16 protein-coding genes are annotated in these 14200 nt (G+C 69.2%); 7 read left to right on the top strand and 9 right to left on the bottom strand.

Going from position 1 to position 14200, the window contains the following annotated elements; translation table 11 throughout:
• Positions 1 to 337: 337 nt before the first annotated feature.
• Together CFB41_RS04555 and CFB41_RS04550 are read left to right on the top strand one after the other, a co-directional pair.
• The gene (locus CFB41_RS04555; protein ID WP_089455759.1) at positions 338 to 1894 is read left to right on the top strand and encodes a UbiD family decarboxylase; all 1557 of its coding nucleotides are present in this window, start codon (positions 338 to 340) and stop codon (positions 1892 to 1894) included.
• Between the two features lie 58 nt (positions 1895 to 1952).
• Complete coding sequence (locus tag CFB41_RS04550; RefSeq protein WP_089455758.1) at positions 1953 to 2621, top strand: LysE family translocator; 669 nt, start codon at positions 1953 to 1955, stop codon at positions 2619 to 2621.
• A gap of 125 nt (positions 2622 to 2746) precedes the next feature.
• Here the strand turns inward: CFB41_RS04550 and CFB41_RS04545 are convergent, their stop codons facing one another.
• Positions 2747 to 3049, bottom strand: coding sequence for a hypothetical protein (locus CFB41_RS04545; protein ID WP_089439427.1), 303 nt, complete (start codon positions 3047 to 3049; stop codon positions 2747 to 2749).
• 515 nt (positions 3050 to 3564) lie between these two features.
• Here CFB41_RS04545 and CFB41_RS04535 point away from each other — a divergent pair.
• Both CFB41_RS04535 and CFB41_RS04530 read left to right on the top strand, forming a co-directional pair.
• Positions 3565 to 4494, top strand: a complete 930-nt coding sequence (locus CFB41_RS04535) for a Rossmann-like and DUF2520 domain-containing protein (RefSeq protein ID WP_089455756.1) — start codon at positions 3565 to 3567, stop codon at positions 4492 to 4494.
• 71 nt (positions 4495 to 4565) lie between these two features.
• A complete protein-coding gene (locus tag CFB41_RS04530) occupies positions 4566 to 5129 on the top strand; it encodes a YggT family protein (protein ID WP_006488584.1) in 564 nt (187 codons plus the stop codon).
• Positions 5130 to 5151: 22 nt separating this feature from the next.
• On the opposite strand, the gene CFB41_RS04525 is transcribed toward CFB41_RS04530, so the two are convergent.
• The 5 genes from CFB41_RS04525 to CFB41_RS04505 all read right to left on the bottom strand — a co-directional run bounded on the left by CFB41_RS04525 (position 5152) and on the right by CFB41_RS04505 (position 8149).
• Positions 5152 to 5502: a DUF190 domain-containing protein gene (locus CFB41_RS04525; RefSeq protein WP_089431365.1), complete on the bottom strand. Its 351-nt coding sequence runs from the start codon at positions 5500 to 5502 to the stop codon at positions 5152 to 5154.
• Positions 5503 to 5525: 23 nt separating this feature from the next.
• Positions 5526 to 5912, bottom strand: coding sequence for a fluoride efflux transporter CrcB (crcB, locus tag CFB41_RS04520; protein ID WP_089439424.1), 387 nt, complete (start codon positions 5910 to 5912; stop codon positions 5526 to 5528).
• A gap of 204 nt (positions 5913 to 6116) precedes the next feature.
• Positions 6117 to 6989 (bottom strand): Sir2 family NAD-dependent protein deacetylase, encoded by an 873-nt coding sequence (locus CFB41_RS04515; RefSeq protein ID WP_089455755.1) that lies wholly within the window; start codon positions 6987 to 6989, stop codon positions 6117 to 6119.
• 183 nt (positions 6990 to 7172) lie between these two features.
• Positions 7173 to 7553, bottom strand: coding sequence for a DUF4406 domain-containing protein (locus CFB41_RS04510; protein ID WP_089455754.1), 381 nt, complete (start codon positions 7551 to 7553; stop codon positions 7173 to 7175).
• On the bottom strand, positions 7550 to 8149 hold the full coding sequence (locus CFB41_RS04505; RefSeq protein ID WP_089439421.1) for an NUDIX domain-containing protein: 600 nt from the start codon (positions 8147 to 8149) through the stop codon (positions 7550 to 7552). The genes CFB41_RS04510 and CFB41_RS04505 overlap by 4 nt, the downstream gene beginning before the upstream one ends.
• Before the next feature lie 81 nt (positions 8150 to 8230).
• On the opposite strand from CFB41_RS04505, the gene CFB41_RS04500 reads away from it, so the two are divergent.
• The 3 genes from CFB41_RS04500 (at position 8231) to CFB41_RS04490 (ending at position 10553) form a co-directional block, all read left to right on the top strand.
• Positions 8231 to 8986 (top strand): DeoR/GlpR family DNA-binding transcription regulator, encoded by a 756-nt coding sequence (locus CFB41_RS04500; RefSeq protein ID WP_089450074.1) that lies wholly within the window; start codon positions 8231 to 8233, stop codon positions 8984 to 8986.
• A gap of 419 nt (positions 8987 to 9405) precedes the next feature.
• Positions 9406 to 10017, top strand: coding sequence for a chromate transporter (locus CFB41_RS04495; protein WP_089455753.1), 612 nt, complete (start codon positions 9406 to 9408; stop codon positions 10015 to 10017).
• Complete coding sequence (locus tag CFB41_RS04490; RefSeq protein WP_089455752.1) at positions 10014 to 10553, top strand: chromate transporter; 540 nt, start codon at positions 10014 to 10016, stop codon at positions 10551 to 10553. The genes CFB41_RS04495 and CFB41_RS04490 overlap by 4 nt, the downstream gene beginning before the upstream one ends.
• A 119-nt stretch (positions 10554 to 10672) precedes the next feature.
• Here CFB41_RS04490 and scpB read toward each other — a convergent pair whose 3' ends face one another.
• From scpB to CFB41_RS04475, 3 genes are all read right to left on the bottom strand, one after another.
• The gene (gene scpB / locus CFB41_RS04485) at positions 10673 to 11482 is read right to left on the bottom strand and encodes a methylmalonyl-CoA decarboxylase (RefSeq protein ID WP_089455751.1); all 810 of its coding nucleotides are present in this window, start codon (positions 11480 to 11482) and stop codon (positions 10673 to 10675) included.
• Positions 11479 to 12702 (bottom strand): CaiB/BaiF CoA-transferase family protein, encoded by a 1224-nt coding sequence (locus CFB41_RS04480; RefSeq protein ID WP_089455750.1) that lies wholly within the window; start codon positions 12700 to 12702, stop codon positions 11479 to 11481. Before CFB41_RS04480 ends, scpB begins: the two co-directional genes overlap by 4 nt.
• Positions 12703 to 12763: 61 nt before the next feature.
• Complete coding sequence (locus CFB41_RS04475) at positions 12764 to 14086, bottom strand: MFS transporter (RefSeq protein WP_089455749.1); 1323 nt, start codon at positions 14084 to 14086, stop codon at positions 12764 to 12766.
• Positions 14087 to 14200: the final 114 nt, after the last annotated feature.

The following is a 14200-nucleotide window of genomic DNA, read 5'->3' as shown; positions in this document are numbered from 1 at the left end:
ATACGCCGTGCAGGATTCGGCGGACGGTGACGCGCTGCGTCAAAGATCGGTGATTGGCGGCTCGAAGCCTTTTACCCTGCAGCCAATGTGAGCGGATTCTAGCAGGGTTTTATAGATCGTCAACACTATAAAACATTGAAATCATAACAAAAAGTAATTTAACAGCACTCTTCAGAACGCAATCCCCGTGCCGTAGAGGGTTTGCGCGCGGTCGACTTTTTTCTCCGCCGGGCGGGCATGCGGCGGCGCGGGTAAAATCGTCGGTCGATTCGGGGTCGCAGCCGGCCGCTGCGCCCACCCATCGCTGCCCGCCTGGCGGGTGGCCCGGACCCTCTTCATGAAATACAAAGACTTACGCGATTTCATCCAGCGCCTCGAGGCGCTCGGCGAACTGCGGCGCGTCACGCAGCCCGTGTCGCCCGTGCTCGAAATGACCGAGCTGTGCGACCGCGTGCTGCGCGCCGGCGGCCCTGCGCTGCTGTTCAACGCGCCGACCGGCTACGACTTCCCGGTGCTCGGCAACCTGTTCGGCACGCCGCGCCGCGTCGCGCTCGGGATGGGCGTCGATGCCGGCGACGACGCCGCGCTCGATTCGCTGCGCGATCTCGGGCGCCTGCTGTCCGCATTGAAGGAACCCGATCCGCCGAAGAGCCTGAAGGACGCCGGCAAGCTGCTGTCGCTCGCGAAGGCCGTGTGGGACATGGCGCCGAAATCGGTGTCGTCGCCGCCGTGCCAGGAGATCGTCTGGGAAGGCGCCGACGTCGACCTGAACCGGCTGCCGATCCAGACCTGCTGGCCGGGCGACGCCGGGCCGCTCGTCACGTGGGGCCTGACGGTCACGCGCGGGCCGAACAAGTCGCGGCAGAACCTCGGGATCTACCGCCAGCAGCTGATCGGCCGCAACAAGCTGATCATGCGCTGGCTCGCGCATCGCGGCGGCGCGCTCGACTTCCGCGAATTCGCGCTGCGGAACCCCGGCAAGCCGTACCCGGTCGCGGTCGTGCTCGGCGCCGATCCGGCCACGACGCTGGGCGCGGTGACGCCCGTGCCCGATTCGCTGTCCGAATACCAGTTCGCCGGCCTGCTGCGCGGCAGCCGTACCGAGCTCGCGAAGTGCCTGACGCCCGGCGTCGACACGCTGCAGGTGCCCGCACGCGCGGAGATCGTGCTCGAGGGCTTCATTTATCCGCAGGAAGGTACCCCTGCCCCGGCTCCGGCCGGCGCACCGCCGCGCCCGGCCGGCAATGCGTCCGCCACGTACGAGCACGCGCTCGAAGGCCCGTACGGCGACCACACCGGCTATTACAACGAGCAGGAGTGGTTCCCGGTGTTCACCGTCGAGCGCATCACGATGCGCCGCGACGCGATCTACCACTCGACCTACACGGGCAAGCCGCCTGACGAGCCGGCCGTGCTCGGCGTCGCGCTCAACGAGGTGTTCGTGCCGCTGCTGCAGAAGCAGTTCACCGAGATCACCGACTTCTACCTGCCGCCCGAGGGCTGCAGCTACCGGATGGCCATCGTCCAGATGAAGAAGAGCTACGCGGGCCACGCGAAGCGCGTGATGTTCGGCGTGTGGAGCTTCCTGCGGCAGTTCATGTATACGAAGTTCATCGTGGTCGTCGACGAGGACGTGAACATCCGCGACTGGAAGGAAGTGATCTGGGCGATCACGACGCGCGTCGACCCCGTGCGCGACACCGTGATGGTCGACAGCACGCCGATCGACTATCTCGACTTCGCGTCGCCGGTGGCCGGTCTCGGTTCGAAGATGGGCCTCGACGCGACCAACAAGTGGCCCGGCGAGACCAGCCGAGAATGGGGTCGCCCGATCGAGATGGATGCGGTCGTGAAGGCGCGCGTCGACCGGCTCTGGCAGGAGATCGGCCTCTGACGCCATGCGGCCGGCGCCTGCCGGCCCGTGGACCGCCATCGCGACCCGAGCATCGAAGATGACCTTTCCGCCCGCCTCCATGCTGTCCGACGGCTTCTTTCTGTCGCTGTCGCTGTGCCTCGACATCGGCCTGGTCAATGTCGCGATGCTGTCGCTGACGCTGTCGCACGGCTTCCGGCCGGGCTTCTGGCTCGGCATCGGCTCGTGCGTCGGCGATCTCGTCTATGCGGCGCTCGCGCTTGGCGGGATGGCCGTGCTGCTGCAGTTCGAGCCGGTGCGCTGGATCGTGTGGATCGGCGGCGGCGCCGTGCTGCTGTTCCTCACGTGGAAGATGGCGCGCGAAGCGCTCGCGCCGGCCAAGGTGACCAGCGACGACGACGAGGACGCGCCGCCGCCGCGCGCCAGCGCACGGCGCAGTTTCCTGCGCGGGATGCTGCTCGCGATGTCGTCGCCGAGCGCGATCCTGTGGTTCGCGGCGGTCGGCGGCGCGCTGATCGCGAAAGCCGGCGCGACCACGCCGGCCACCGCGTCGGTGTTCCTGTCGGGCTTTTTCCTCGGCGGCCTCGCGTGGACACTCTTCATGTGTACGCTCGCGAGCCAGGGCCGCAAGCGCGCGGGCGCCGGGCTGATGCGCGCATGTCATGTCGCGTCGGCGCTGCTGTTCGCGTATTTCTCGTACAGCGTGATCGTCGGCGGCTACCGCGACCTGATCGTGCACGCGGTGTAATCGGAGTCGGCCCGCACGGGCCACTCACCACGGTCAAACGGCGGCTCCCCAGAAAAAACGGCGCAGCGCCCCTTGCGGGACGTTGCGCCGTTTTGCCACGCGCGGCCAAGGCCGCGCGGCACGAATCAGCGACGCCAGTAGCCGTGATGGCCCCAGCCGCCACCATAGTAGCCATGGTGCCAGTACGGTCGGCCATAGTAGCCGCCGACGACCACGGCGGGCGGCGGCGCGTAGTAGGCCGGCGCCGGAGCGTAATAGACGGGCGGAGGCGGCGGCGCGTAGTACACGGGCGGCGGCGGTGCATAGACGGGATACGCGGGCGCGACCGGGATACCGATGCCGACCCCGATCGACACGTGAGCCTGCGCAACGCTTGCGGCACCCAGGCCCAGCGCGGCGGCGGCGATGAACGGAATGAGCTTTTTCACTTCGATTCTCCTGCTGGAGCGGTAATTTATGCGCCCCTGTCGGCAACGGCGGGCGTGCACGTCGCATGGAAGCAATGTAGCGAAAACCCGCCCCTCGCGTGTCGTGCATTTGTTGCAAATTGCAATTGCACGCGGGCGAAGCCGCCGCGCGGCGCGGCTCGCAGCGCCTGCGGCGACCCTTGCCGGTCGCGCAACTCCGTCCGACGAGTCGGGTCGCCACCTGATGACCGGTCAGTCTTACCGGATACGGCGCGCGCAGCGGGCACGCAACCGTAATGAACGATTACAAATTTGAGACAAGATGCCGACATTTCAAGCCGGATACGGGGGCGATATGTTTCGGGGTCAGGGTCCGCGATCTTGAATCCACGGTGTGCCGGGCGGTGAAATACTTGCCGATATAGCGCGCATGCCGTTAAGCCAGCCACGTGCCCGCACAGAAACTGCCCTTTCGCGGCCCGGCTGTCATTCCTGCGATACTGGCGGCTGCTTCGTTTTCGCTTACACCCGCCGCCATGTCCGCTCCCGACACACCCCGCCTCGGCTTCATCGGCGCCGGCCGTCTCGCGCGCTGCGTCGCGCAGCGCTTCGCGCAGGCCGGCTTTCCGGTCGTCGCGATCGCGAGCCGCACGCCAGCGTCGGCCGCGGCGCTCGCCGCGCGCATCGACGGCTGCCTTGCAGTCGACTCGCCGCAGCAAGTCGCCGACATCGCCGACCTGATCTTCCTGACGGTACCCGACGACCATCTCGCGTCGGCCGCCGCGGCGCTGCGCTTCGACGCATCGCGCGCCGCGCAGCAGGCCGTCGTTCACTGCAGCGGCGCGTCGGCGGTCGCCCTGCTCGATCCGGCGAAGCGGCAAGGCGCGGCCACCGGCGGCTTCCATCCGCTCTACCTGTTCGGCGGCACCGACGCCGACCTCGCCCGCATCGACGGCTGCTCGGTCACGATCGAAGCCGACGGCGCGTTGCACGCGACGCTGCTGCGACTTGCTGCCGCACTCCGCTGCCATCCGCTGTCGATTCCGGCCGGCGGCCGGATGCTCTATCACGCGGCCGCGCACTACGCGGCGAGCTTCGCGCTGTGCGGGCTGGCGGAAGCCGTCGAGCTGTGGCGGGGCCTCGGTTTCGACGAAGACGCCGCGCTGCGCGCACTGCTGCCGATGCTGGCCGGCACGATCGAAACCGCGCGCGACAAGGGGCTCGCGAACGCGCTCTCCGGCCCGGTATCGCGCGGCGACACAGGCATCGTCGAACGCCAGTTGGCCCTGCTTGAAACACGCGGCGGCGATCACGCGACGCTGTACGCGCTGCTGACCCGCCGCGCGATCGCGCTCGCGGCGCAGCGCGCCACGCCGCCGGCATCGCTGCCGGCGCTCGCCGAAGCCGTCGAAACGTCGCTCGCGCGCACCGCCGCACACCCCTCCCCGTCGCAAGACGAGGCGTGATAATGTGTCGGCCGATGCGCCGCCATCCGGCGTTGGCGGCCGCACGCTACTGACTAAAAAGGATGCCAACGATGTTCGGCGAGATCGCCCGTTTTCTGCTCAATACCGTCTTCACGCTGTTCGGCGCCGCGCTGATCCTGCGCGTCTGGATGCAGGCCGTCCGCGTGCCACCGTACAACCCCGTCACGCAGGCCGTGCTGCAGGCGACCAACTGGCTCGTGCTGCCACTGCGCCGCGTCATCGCGGGCGTGCGCGGCATCGACTGGGCCAGCGTCGTCGCCGCACTGCTCACCGCGCTCGTCTACGTCGTGCTGATGGTGGTGATGGCCGGCTTCGATCCGGCGGCGGTGATCGCGACGCTCGTCGTGGTCGCGCTGCTCACCGTCGTGAAGTGGGCGCTCAATCTCGTGATCTGGATGACGATCCTGATGGCGCTGCTGTCGTGGCTCAACCCGCGCTCGCCGGCGATGCCGATCCTTTACCAGCTCACCGCGCCGTTCCTGAACCCGCTGCGCCGCGTCATTCCGAACCTCGGTGGCATCGACCTGTCGCCGATCCTGCTGTTCGTGATCGTGCAGGTGCTGCTGATGATCGTCACGCGCGCCGCCGTGTCGCTGACGATGTTCGGCATCTGACGCGAACGCTAGCGTCGCCCCCCTACGCCGCCGGCCCCTGCGCCGGCGGTCCGCCGAGCGTGTCGATCACGCCGAAGCGCGCCGGCATCATCGCGTAGCAAACACGCACCTTCTCGTGCGACAGCCGCTCGAGCAAGCGCTGCGCCTCGTCCTCGGTGACGATGAATTCGATCTCGATCGCGAGCGACCCCTGCAGTTCGAAGAAGCGGTCCTCGTGCAGCACGCGATGCTGGCCGAACCCGGCCATCGCGCGAAACGCGGAACCGCCCGCGACGCCCATCCGGTTCGCTTCTTCCAGCAGCCATTCCCACAGCGGCTTCCAGTGCAGCCGATGTTTCTCGTGCACGTAGAAGCGCAGGAAGACCTTGTCCATCGCACCCTCCGATGGCGGCACGCTCAGGCCGCCGCGAGCCACGCGCGCGCGGTCCACATGCCGAGCGCCGTCAGCGCGAACGATCCAGTCAAGTGTAGGGCAGCCACCGCCAACGCCCATCCGAATTCGCCCTGCACCGCATGCGTCATCACTTCGACCGAATAGGTCGAGAACGTCGTGAGGCCGCCGAGAAAGCCCGTGATCACGAATAGCCGCCACTCGGGCGGCAACCCCACGCGGGTCGTGAACACCACGGCGGCGATGCCGATCACGTAGCCGCCGATCAGGTTCGCGGCGAGCGTGCCGAGCGGCACGGCGGGAAAGAATTCGTTGAGCGCGAGACTCAGGAACCAGCGCAGCAACGCGCCGAGCCCGGCGCCGACGAAGATCGCGACGATCGAATAGAACAAGGGCGCTCCGGTCGAGGATGCGGCTGGCGTCAGCCGCTGGCCCCCGGTTGCCGGGGGGGGCGAGGCCCGTTCCCGGACGCAGATGGCGCGTGCGCGGGCGGCACACGCTGAACTGTATGCGGATTCGCCGCGCACCTGCAACGGCGATCGCCTGCGGGATGCCGGCCCGTCCGGGGCGTTCGGGCCGTTAGTCCACCCGCAGGCTCACGCGCGCTGCCAGGCTGCGTCGAGCGCGCTCAGCGTCGCCAGCGCACCGCCCTTCAGGCCGATCACGTCCGCACGGCGCGCATGCGCTTCGCGTGCGTTGATGCGGATCACGTCGGCGCCGAGACGTTCGCTCAGCAGGCGGACGGTCGGGATCGCGGTGCCCGCGCCGATCTCGACCACCGCGACGCGCCCGGCCTGCGCGAGCCAGTCTTCCAGCGCACGCTCCTGCGCGTCGTAGCGCGCCCCGAGCCAGCCGGTGTCGCCGAACATCAGGATGTTCGGCCGCGCAAGGCCACCGCAGTGCGGACAGCGCGGCATGTCACCGACGAGGCGGCAGGTGGCTTCGTCGACGTCCGGCACGAACGGCGCCGCATCCCATGTATCGTCCGTGCACGGACGCAGGCACTGCATCGCGTGGATCGAACCGTGGATCTCGACGATCCGCGCCGGATCGAAGCCGGCTTTCTGGAACTGGCCGTCGACGTTGCTCGTCAGCACGAAGCCGCCGTTCGGCATCGCGTCGATCCAGCGACGCAGGATTGCGAAGCCCGCATGCGGCTCCGTCGCGCGGTAAAGCGCGAGACGGTGCCCGTAGAAGCCCCACGCGAGCGGCGCGCGTGCGCGGAATGCGTGCGGCGAGGCGATCTCGTGGAATTCGAAACGCTCGTGGCGCAGCGCCGGATACGCACGCCAGAAGCCGTCCGTGCCGCGAAAATCGGGCAGCCCGGAATCGACGCCGATGCCGGCGCCGGCCGTCACGAGCAAGGCGTCGGCACGCGCGAGCGCGGCGACGGCGGCAGCGACGAGATCGGCGGGCAGTTGCGCGGCGGCGGCAGCAGCGGTGGCGTCAGCGGAATCGGAGAACGGCATGGTGGAGTGGCGGTGGCGTCGGACGGTGCGCGGGTGGCGTCGCGATCATACGCCGGTTCGCGTGCGGCGCGGCATGCGCAATGAACGGCTTGACCTGCTGCTCGCCCCGCCGCGACGGATACAGTCAGCCGGCCAGCGCTGAGGGCGGCGGGCGGCGCTCCGGCTGGCCGCCTCCCCGCCTGTTCAGCGATCCGAATCGTCCTGCGCGGCCGGAATGTCGTCGGCCGCGAAATAGACCGCCTTGTCGAGCTGCCGTGCGAGACCGACGTCCATGTCCGCCCCGCGCGACGCGCCGTCGATGCGCAGCACCGCATCGCAGCGGCGCAGCAGCCGGTGCGCGGCCGGATACAGGAACGTCTCGCTGATCGCGTCGCCGACCTGTCGCGACCCGGCCGCAACGGCGAGCGGCAGCGACACCCATTCGCCGATCATCGGCACGTGGCCGCGGCGATACACGGCAAGCGCCGCCGCCTCCAGGCGGTGCAGGTTCGCGGCGATGCGCGTGGGGTCGCCGTCCGTGCCGCTACGATAGGGGCCGGCGACCAGCACGAGCAGCGGCGTCATGCCGTGCGCGCGCCGGCGGTTTCCCGCAGCGCGACGTACTGGAGCAGCATGATCGTCTTCGCATCGACGATCTCGCCGCGCTCGATCGCGTCGAGCGCCGCCTGCAGCGGCATCTCGACGACCTCGAGATCCTCGCCCTCTTCCGCGACGCCGCCGCCGTCGCCGGTGCGCAGCGACGCATCGTATTCGCCGACGAAGAAATGCAGCTTCTCCGTCACCGAGCCGGGGCTCATGAACGCCTCGAACACCTTGCGCACGCCGCGCACGCGGTAGCCGGTTTCCTCCTCGGCCTCCGCGCGGATGCGTGCTTCGGGCGTCGCGTCGTCGAGCAGGCCGGCGGCGGCCTCGAGCAGCATGCCGTCGTGCCCGCTGACGAACGCCGGCATCCGGAACTGCCGCGTCAGCAGCACGTCGCCCGTCCCGGCATTGCGCAGCAGGATGGTCGCGCCATGGCCGCGATCGTAGGTCTCGCGGCTCAGGCGCTGCCACGTTCCGTCGCGGCGCAGGAAATCGAACGTCACCTTCTTCAGCACATACCAGTCATCGGACAGCACCGTCGTATCGACGATGCGAACACGATCCCGCGTTGCAGCCATCCCAGCCTCCGGTTCGACAAAAGACGGCGCCCATGGTAACGTGCATATTCGTGCAATTTCAAGAAAATTCGTGCAAACGCGATGCTGACGACACAACGCAAGAAAGCGATCCTCGACGCCCTCGCGCGCGACGGCCAGGTGCTGGCGGTCGAACTGAGCGCGCAATTCGGCGTGTCCGAAGATACCGTCCGCCGCGACCTGCGCGAGCTTGCGGCCGAAGGCCTGCTGCAGCGCGTGCATGGCGGTGCGCTGCCGGCATCGCCCGCCGTTGCGCCGTTCGCGCAGCGCGAGGCGCTCGAGACGGCGGAAAAGCGACGCATCGCGCGGCGGGCCGCGGAGATGATCGCGCCCGGCCAGGTGGCGATCGTCGACGGCGGCACCACCTCGGCGCTGCTCGTCAGCCAGTTGCCGGCCGACCTGCGCGCGACGATCGTCACGCACAGCCCGAGTGTCGCGGTGGCGCTTGCCGCGCATCCGTCGATCGACGTGATCCTGATCGGCGGGCGGCTCTACAAGCATTCGATCGTGGCCGTCGGCGCGGCGGCGATGGAGGGCATCGCGCGCATCCACGCGGACCTGTACTTCATGGGTGTCACGGGCGTGCATCCGGTCGCGGGGCTCAGCACCGGCGATTTCGAGGAAGCGGCGATCAAGCGCGCGCTCGCCGAACGCGCGGCCGAGACGGTCGTGCTCGCGTCGCAGTCGAAGCTGCGCGCGGCGTCGCAATTCGTGATCGGCGAGCTCACGCTGGCGCATACCGTCGTGGTCGAGAAGGAAACCGACGCTGCGCTGACGAAGCCGATCGAGGCGGCGGGGGTGACGGTCGTGCGCGCGTAGCGGCGACGGGTTGCACCCGCGACGGAGTTCCGGATCACGCTGACGCATACCGTGGCGGTAGAAAAGGAAACCGACGCCAGGTTGACGAAGCAGATCAAGGCGGCAGGGGTGACGATCGTACGCGCGTAGCGGCGACGGGGTGCGGATGTACGGCGGTGCCGGGTGTGCTGAAGGAATGCATCGGATGTGCCGGATGTCCCGGATGTGCCGGATGTCCCGGATGCGCGAATGTGGTGGATATGTGGCTGTGCCGGGACGCCGGAGCGCATCGGATGCGCGGGTACATCGATCGTGCCGGAACACACCCGTCGACTCGGCCTCAAGCGCGGATCGTGTCACCACCGAGCCCATGTCAGCGTGCTGACAGGGTCCGCTTGCTAACATGGGCGACCGCCCAACCGCCACGCGCCGCCCGCCCGATGCCCCCGCCCTCCTCCGCCACCTCAACTGCACCGCCGGCAGGCGACGCATCGCCGCCCGGCGTCCTCGCGCTGTTCATCGCGTTCTCGCAGATCGGCCTGACCAGCTTCGGTGGCGGGCTCAGCGGGCGGATGATGCGCGACTTCGTCTACGAGCGGCGCTGGCTCGACGAGGAGGCGTTCCTCAACGGTCTTGCGCTGTCGCAGGCGCTGCCGGGCGTCAACGTGAAGAACCTCGCGATCTGGATCGGCTACCGGCTCGCCGGATGGCGCGGCGCGGTGGCCGGTTTCACCGGCATCATCGCGCCGCCCGCCGTGCTGATCGTGCTGTTCGGCATAGTGTTCTCGACCCTCACGCGCTTTCCGCTCACGCATGTCGCGCTCGCCGGCGCGGCAGCCGCGGCGATCGGGCTGTCGATCTCGATGGCGATCACGGCGGTGCGCCGGCTGCCGCGCCGCGCGCTGCCGTTTGCGGTGATGGCGCTCACGTTCGTGTCGGTCGCCGTGCTGCACTGGCCGCTCGTGTGGACCGTGCTGGTCGGCGGCACGCTGAGCGTCGCGCTCGAATACCGGCGCGCGGCTGCAACACCAGCCGGGAGCGACACGCGATGACCGCATCGCAACGCTACGCCGCGCTGTTCGGCGTGTTCGCACCGCTGTCGATCGCGACGATCGGCGGCGGACAGGCGATCATCGCCGACATCCAGCGGCAGGTGGTCGATGTGCATCACTGGATGACCGCCACGCAATTCGTGAACGACTTCGCGATCGCGCGGATGGCGCCCGGCCCCGGCTCGCTGCTGGCGACATTGATCGGCTGGCAGGTGGCCGGCTTCTGGGGTGCGGTGGTCGCGACGCTCGCGCTGTTCGGACCGACCGCGTTCCTGATCTACGGCGTCGCGCATCTGTGGCGACGGCACCAGGGCGCGCGCTGGCAGATCGCGCTCGAGGCCGGCCTGCGCCCGGTCGCGGCCGGCATGATCCTCGCGTCGGTGTGGGTGCTGCTGCAGGCGCTCGACGGCGGCTGGGCCGCGCGCGCGATCGCGGTTGCGTCGACGCTGTGCGTGATTTACACGCGCATTCACGCGCTGCTGCTGATCGCGATCGGCGCGCTGTTGCTCGTCGGCGTGCACGCGCTCGGCATGTGATGCACGGTGACGCGGCACGCGACGGCGGCCGCGCATGACGCAACCGCTACCGGCACAACTACACGAGCACGTCCGCACGCTTTTCACCGCTTGCGCGCCCCGCTCGCACACCCCATCGCCTAGACGCCACGAAACACCGGCGCGCGGCGTTCCGAAAACGCACGCAGCCCTTCGTCGAAATCCGCGCCTTCGCACGCTTGCCGGCGAAGCTCGGCAATCCGTTCGAACGCATCGGCCGGCAACGGCCGCGCGTCCTGCAGCACACGCAATTGCTCCTTCACCGCGTACACCGCGAGCGGCGCCTTCGCGGCGATCGTGCGCGCGATGTCGAGCGCCGCATCGTCGACGCCGCCCGCGTCGGCCAGCCGGTTCACGAGCCCGTGATGCGCGGCGCGCTCCGCATCGAGCGGCTGCGCGCAGAAGAACATCTCCTTCAGCACGTGGATCGGCAGGTTGTCGTAGAAGCGCAGCAGGCCGCTCGTCGAATACGGCAGGCCGATGTTCGCGGGCGTCATCGCGAAACGCGCGTCGCGCGCCGCGACCACCAGGTCGCAGCTCATCACGAGATCGACCGCCCCGCCCCACGCCGAACCCGACACCGCCGCGATCACCGCGCCCGGATAGGTCCGCACGCGCCGCAGCGCCCGTTCGAGCGGCTTGCCGTAGGCGAGCGGGTCGCGATCGTCGGCCAGTTCGCGCAGGTCGTGCCCCGCGCTCCACACGTCGCCGCTGCCATCGTTCGACAGGATCACGACCGGCGGCGGACGATGTTCGGCCAGCGCGTCGAGGCGCGCGACGAGCGCATCGAGCAACGGTGCGTCGAGCGCATGCCGTCGCGCCGGATTCGCGAACCGCACGCGCGCGATCCGCTCGCCGACCCTGTCGACCGTCACGTTCGACGCCCCTTCGTGTTTCGTCGTGTCGCTCATTGCACGGCCTCCGCCAGCGCTTCCGCCTGGAAGATCGCGCGCTCGGCCAGCAGCGCGTCGATCGCGTCGTTGCCGTAGCCCGCTTCGCGCAGCACGTCGACCGTATGCTCGCCGAGCAGCGGCGGCGCATGGCGCGTGCGCGGCGCCGGCGCCTCGTCGCCCATCCCGCCGAGCGGCGTGACGACCTGGCGCAGCGTGCCGAGCGTCGGATGCGCGACCGGCTCGACCAGCCCGCAATGGGCGAGCTGCGGATCGTCGAACACTTCGTCGAGCGTATTGATCGGCCCGGCCGGCAGCCCGGCGTCGACGAAACGCTGCGTCCATTCGCGCTTGCCGCGCGTGCGCAGCCGGCTTTCGAGCAACGCTTTCAGTGCGTCGCGGTGCGCGACGCGCGCATCGTTGGTCGCGAAGCGCGGATCGCTCGGCAGCTCGGGCAGGTCCAGCAGCTGGCACAGCCGCAGCCACATGTCGGTCGTGATCGGCGCGAGGTTGAGCGGCCCGTCGGCCGTCTCGAACACGCCATACGGCGCGATCACCGCATGCGCGTTGCCGGTGCGGCGCGGCACGTCGCCGAGGCTCAGGTAGCGTTGCCCGTGCACGCTCAGCAGCGACACGAGGCTTTCGAGCAGCGACGTGCCGACATGCTGCCCGCGCCCGGTGCGCTCACGCTCGTAGAGCGCGGCCATCACGCCGGTCGCAACCCACATCCCCGAGCTGAGATCGCCGATCGCGGTGCCCGTGCGGGTCGGCTCGCCGTCGGGAAAACCGGTGAGGCTCATCAGCCCCGCATAGCCCTGCGCGATCTGGTCGAAGCCCGGCCAGTCACGCAACGGGCCGCGCGGGCCGAACGCGGTGACGCTGCCCATCACGAGCCGCGGATCGCGCGCACTCAACGCGGCATAGCCGAGCCCCATCGCGTCCATCGTGCCCGCCTTGAAATTCTCGATCACGACGTCGGCCTGCGCGATCAACCGACGCACGACGTCGAGGCCGGCCGGCTGCCGGAAATCCACGCAGATGCCGCGCTTGTTGCGGTTGCAGGACAGGTAGTACGTGCTCACGCCGCGATCGAACGGCCCCCATGCGCGGCTCATGTCGCCGTGCGGCCCCGACTCGACCTTGATCACGTCGGCGCCGAGATCGGCGAGCACCATCGAGCAGAACGGCCCCGACAGCGCGCGGCTCAGATCGACGACCCTGATTCCTTGTAATGCCTGCATTCCGGACTCCTGATATTGATGAGGGGGTGTGGCTAGATGCCGAGCGTTCGCGGCGCGCCGCTCATTCGGGCAGCGTCTGGTGACGCGTTTCGACCGCGAACGGCAGGATCAGGATGCCGAGCCCGAACACGGCCGCGGTCCATGCAACCGGCACGCCGAGCGAGCCGTAGCCGTGTATCGCGGCGCCGAGCAGGAAATTCACGCCCGCGCCGATGAAGCGGCCGACCGACGCGTTGAACGCGAACGCGGTGGCCCGTACGCGCGTCGGGTACTGCTCGGGCAGCCACAGCGAGAAAATCGCGAAATTACCGCCGAAGAAACCGAGGAACACCAGCGACACCATGAACGCCGCGAGGCCGTTCGGCTGGTAGAACGCCCAGCCGAACGCGAACACGATCGATGCGGCCATGCCCGCGAAATACACGCCGAGCGCGGTGCGCCGGCCGAGCCGCTCGGACAGCCAGGGCGCCACCAGGCAGCCGGCGATCGTCGCGCACGACAGGATCGCCGCGCCGATCGATGCAAGCCGCATCGCGCCGATGTGGTCGATACCCGCACGCGCCGCCAGCGTGCTGACCGCGCTCGCCTCGTACACGGAGCCGGCCCACAGCCCGACGATCGCGACGCCGACGAGGCTCGCGCTCGTCACCGTGCGGCGCAGGAAGGCCGGCGCGAAGATCTCGCGCAGCGGATGGGCGCGTCGTGCGTCGGCCACGTCGCCGTCGCGTGCGTCATGCCGGCGCCACTGGCCGGGCTCCTTCACGCGCATCACGGTGAACACCGCGAGCAGCGCGGGCGCGAGGCCGCACAGGAACATCGCGCGCCAGCCGTAGGTCGCACCGATCGTGTAATTCAGGCACGCCGCGATGAAGAAGCCGAAGTAGTAGCCCGTCTGCAGATAGCCTGCGCCCATCTTGCGGCGGTCTTCCGGCCAGCTCTCGGCAACGTAGGTGCCCGCGAGCGCCCACTCGCCGCCGACGCCGATCCCGGCGATCAGCCGGCACGCGGCCAGCGCCCACACGTCGTGCACGAACGCGGCCGCGCCGGTGAACACCGAGTAGATCAGGATGCTTGCGGCGAGCGTGCGCACACGGCCGAAGCGGTCGGCGAGCGGCCCCCAGACGAACGACAGCCCCCAGCCGATCAGGAACAGCGCGAACAGGATCGAGCCGTACATCCCGAGATTCGCGGGCGTCGCCGCAATGCCGGATGCCGGCAGCAGCTCGGTCAGCGCCGGAATCAGCACCAGCGCGTAGATCACCGAATCCACGCCGTCGAGCACCCAGCCCGCATACACGGCCCAGAAACCCTTGACCTGCTCGCGCGTGAGCGGCGTGCGCCGCGGCTTCGCGCCGGCCGCCGGCGCGTCGATCGCCTTGAACATCTTCGTCTCCTTGCCGGCGGGGCCGGCGCTTTTGCCGCGTCCGGTCCGGGATGGCCGGGAGGCTGGCTCTTTTGTGAGACGAGTATAGAAACACCATCGATCGGGGAAAAATAT

The sequence above is a fragment of the Burkholderia sp. AU33803 genome (genome assembly GCF_002223095.1).
GTDB lineage: Bacteria > Pseudomonadota > Gammaproteobacteria > Burkholderiales > Burkholderiaceae > Burkholderia.
Note: the sequence above shows the minus strand (reverse complement) of the source record. Positions and strands in the feature narration are given on the sequence as shown.

Coding starts and splice junctions, on each gene's coding strand:
- CFB41_RS04510 (WP_089455754.1), bottom strand. CDS start 7,553: ATGACGCCGCTGCTCGTGCTGGTCGCCGGCCCCTATCGTAGCGGCACG.
- CFB41_RS04475 (WP_089455749.1), bottom strand. CDS start 14,086: ATGTTCAAGGCGATCGACGCGCCGGCGGCCGGCGCGAAGCCGCGGCGC.
- CFB41_RS04495 (WP_089455753.1), top strand. CDS start 9,406: ATGCCCCCGCCCTCCTCCGCCACCTCAACTGCACCGCCGGCAGGCGAC.
- CFB41_RS04530 (WP_006488584.1), top strand. CDS start 4,566: ATGTTCGGCGAGATCGCCCGTTTTCTGCTCAATACCGTCTTCACGCTG.
- CFB41_RS04555 (WP_089455759.1), top strand. CDS start 338: ATGAAATACAAAGACTTACGCGATTTCATCCAGCGCCTCGAGGCGCTC.
- CFB41_RS04525 (WP_089431365.1), bottom strand. CDS start 5,502: ATGGACAAGGTCTTCCTGCGCTTCTACGTGCACGAGAAACATCGGCTG.
- CFB41_RS04535 (WP_089455756.1), top strand. CDS start 3,565: ATGTCCGCTCCCGACACACCCCGCCTCGGCTTCATCGGCGCCGGCCGT.
- CFB41_RS04505 (WP_089439421.1), bottom strand. CDS start 8,149: ATGGCTGCAACGCGGGATCGTGTTCGCATCGTCGATACGACGGTGCTG.
- CFB41_RS04550 (WP_089455758.1), top strand. CDS start 1,953: ATGACCTTTCCGCCCGCCTCCATGCTGTCCGACGGCTTCTTTCTGTCG.
- scpB (WP_089455751.1), bottom strand. CDS start 11,482: ATGAGCGACACGACGAAACACGAAGGGGCGTCGAACGTGACGGTCGAC.
- CFB41_RS04515 (WP_089455755.1), bottom strand. CDS start 6,989: ATGCCGTTCTCCGATTCCGCTGACGCCACCGCTGCTGCCGCCGCCGCG.
- CFB41_RS04480 (WP_089455750.1), bottom strand. CDS start 12,702: ATGCAGGCATTACAAGGAATCAGGGTCGTCGATCTGAGCCGCGCGCTG.
- CFB41_RS04490 (WP_089455752.1), top strand. CDS start 10,014: ATGACCGCATCGCAACGCTACGCCGCGCTGTTCGGCGTGTTCGCACCG.
- CFB41_RS04500 (WP_089450074.1), top strand. CDS start 8,231: ATGCTGACGACACAACGCAAGAAAGCGATCCTCGACGCCCTCGCGCGC.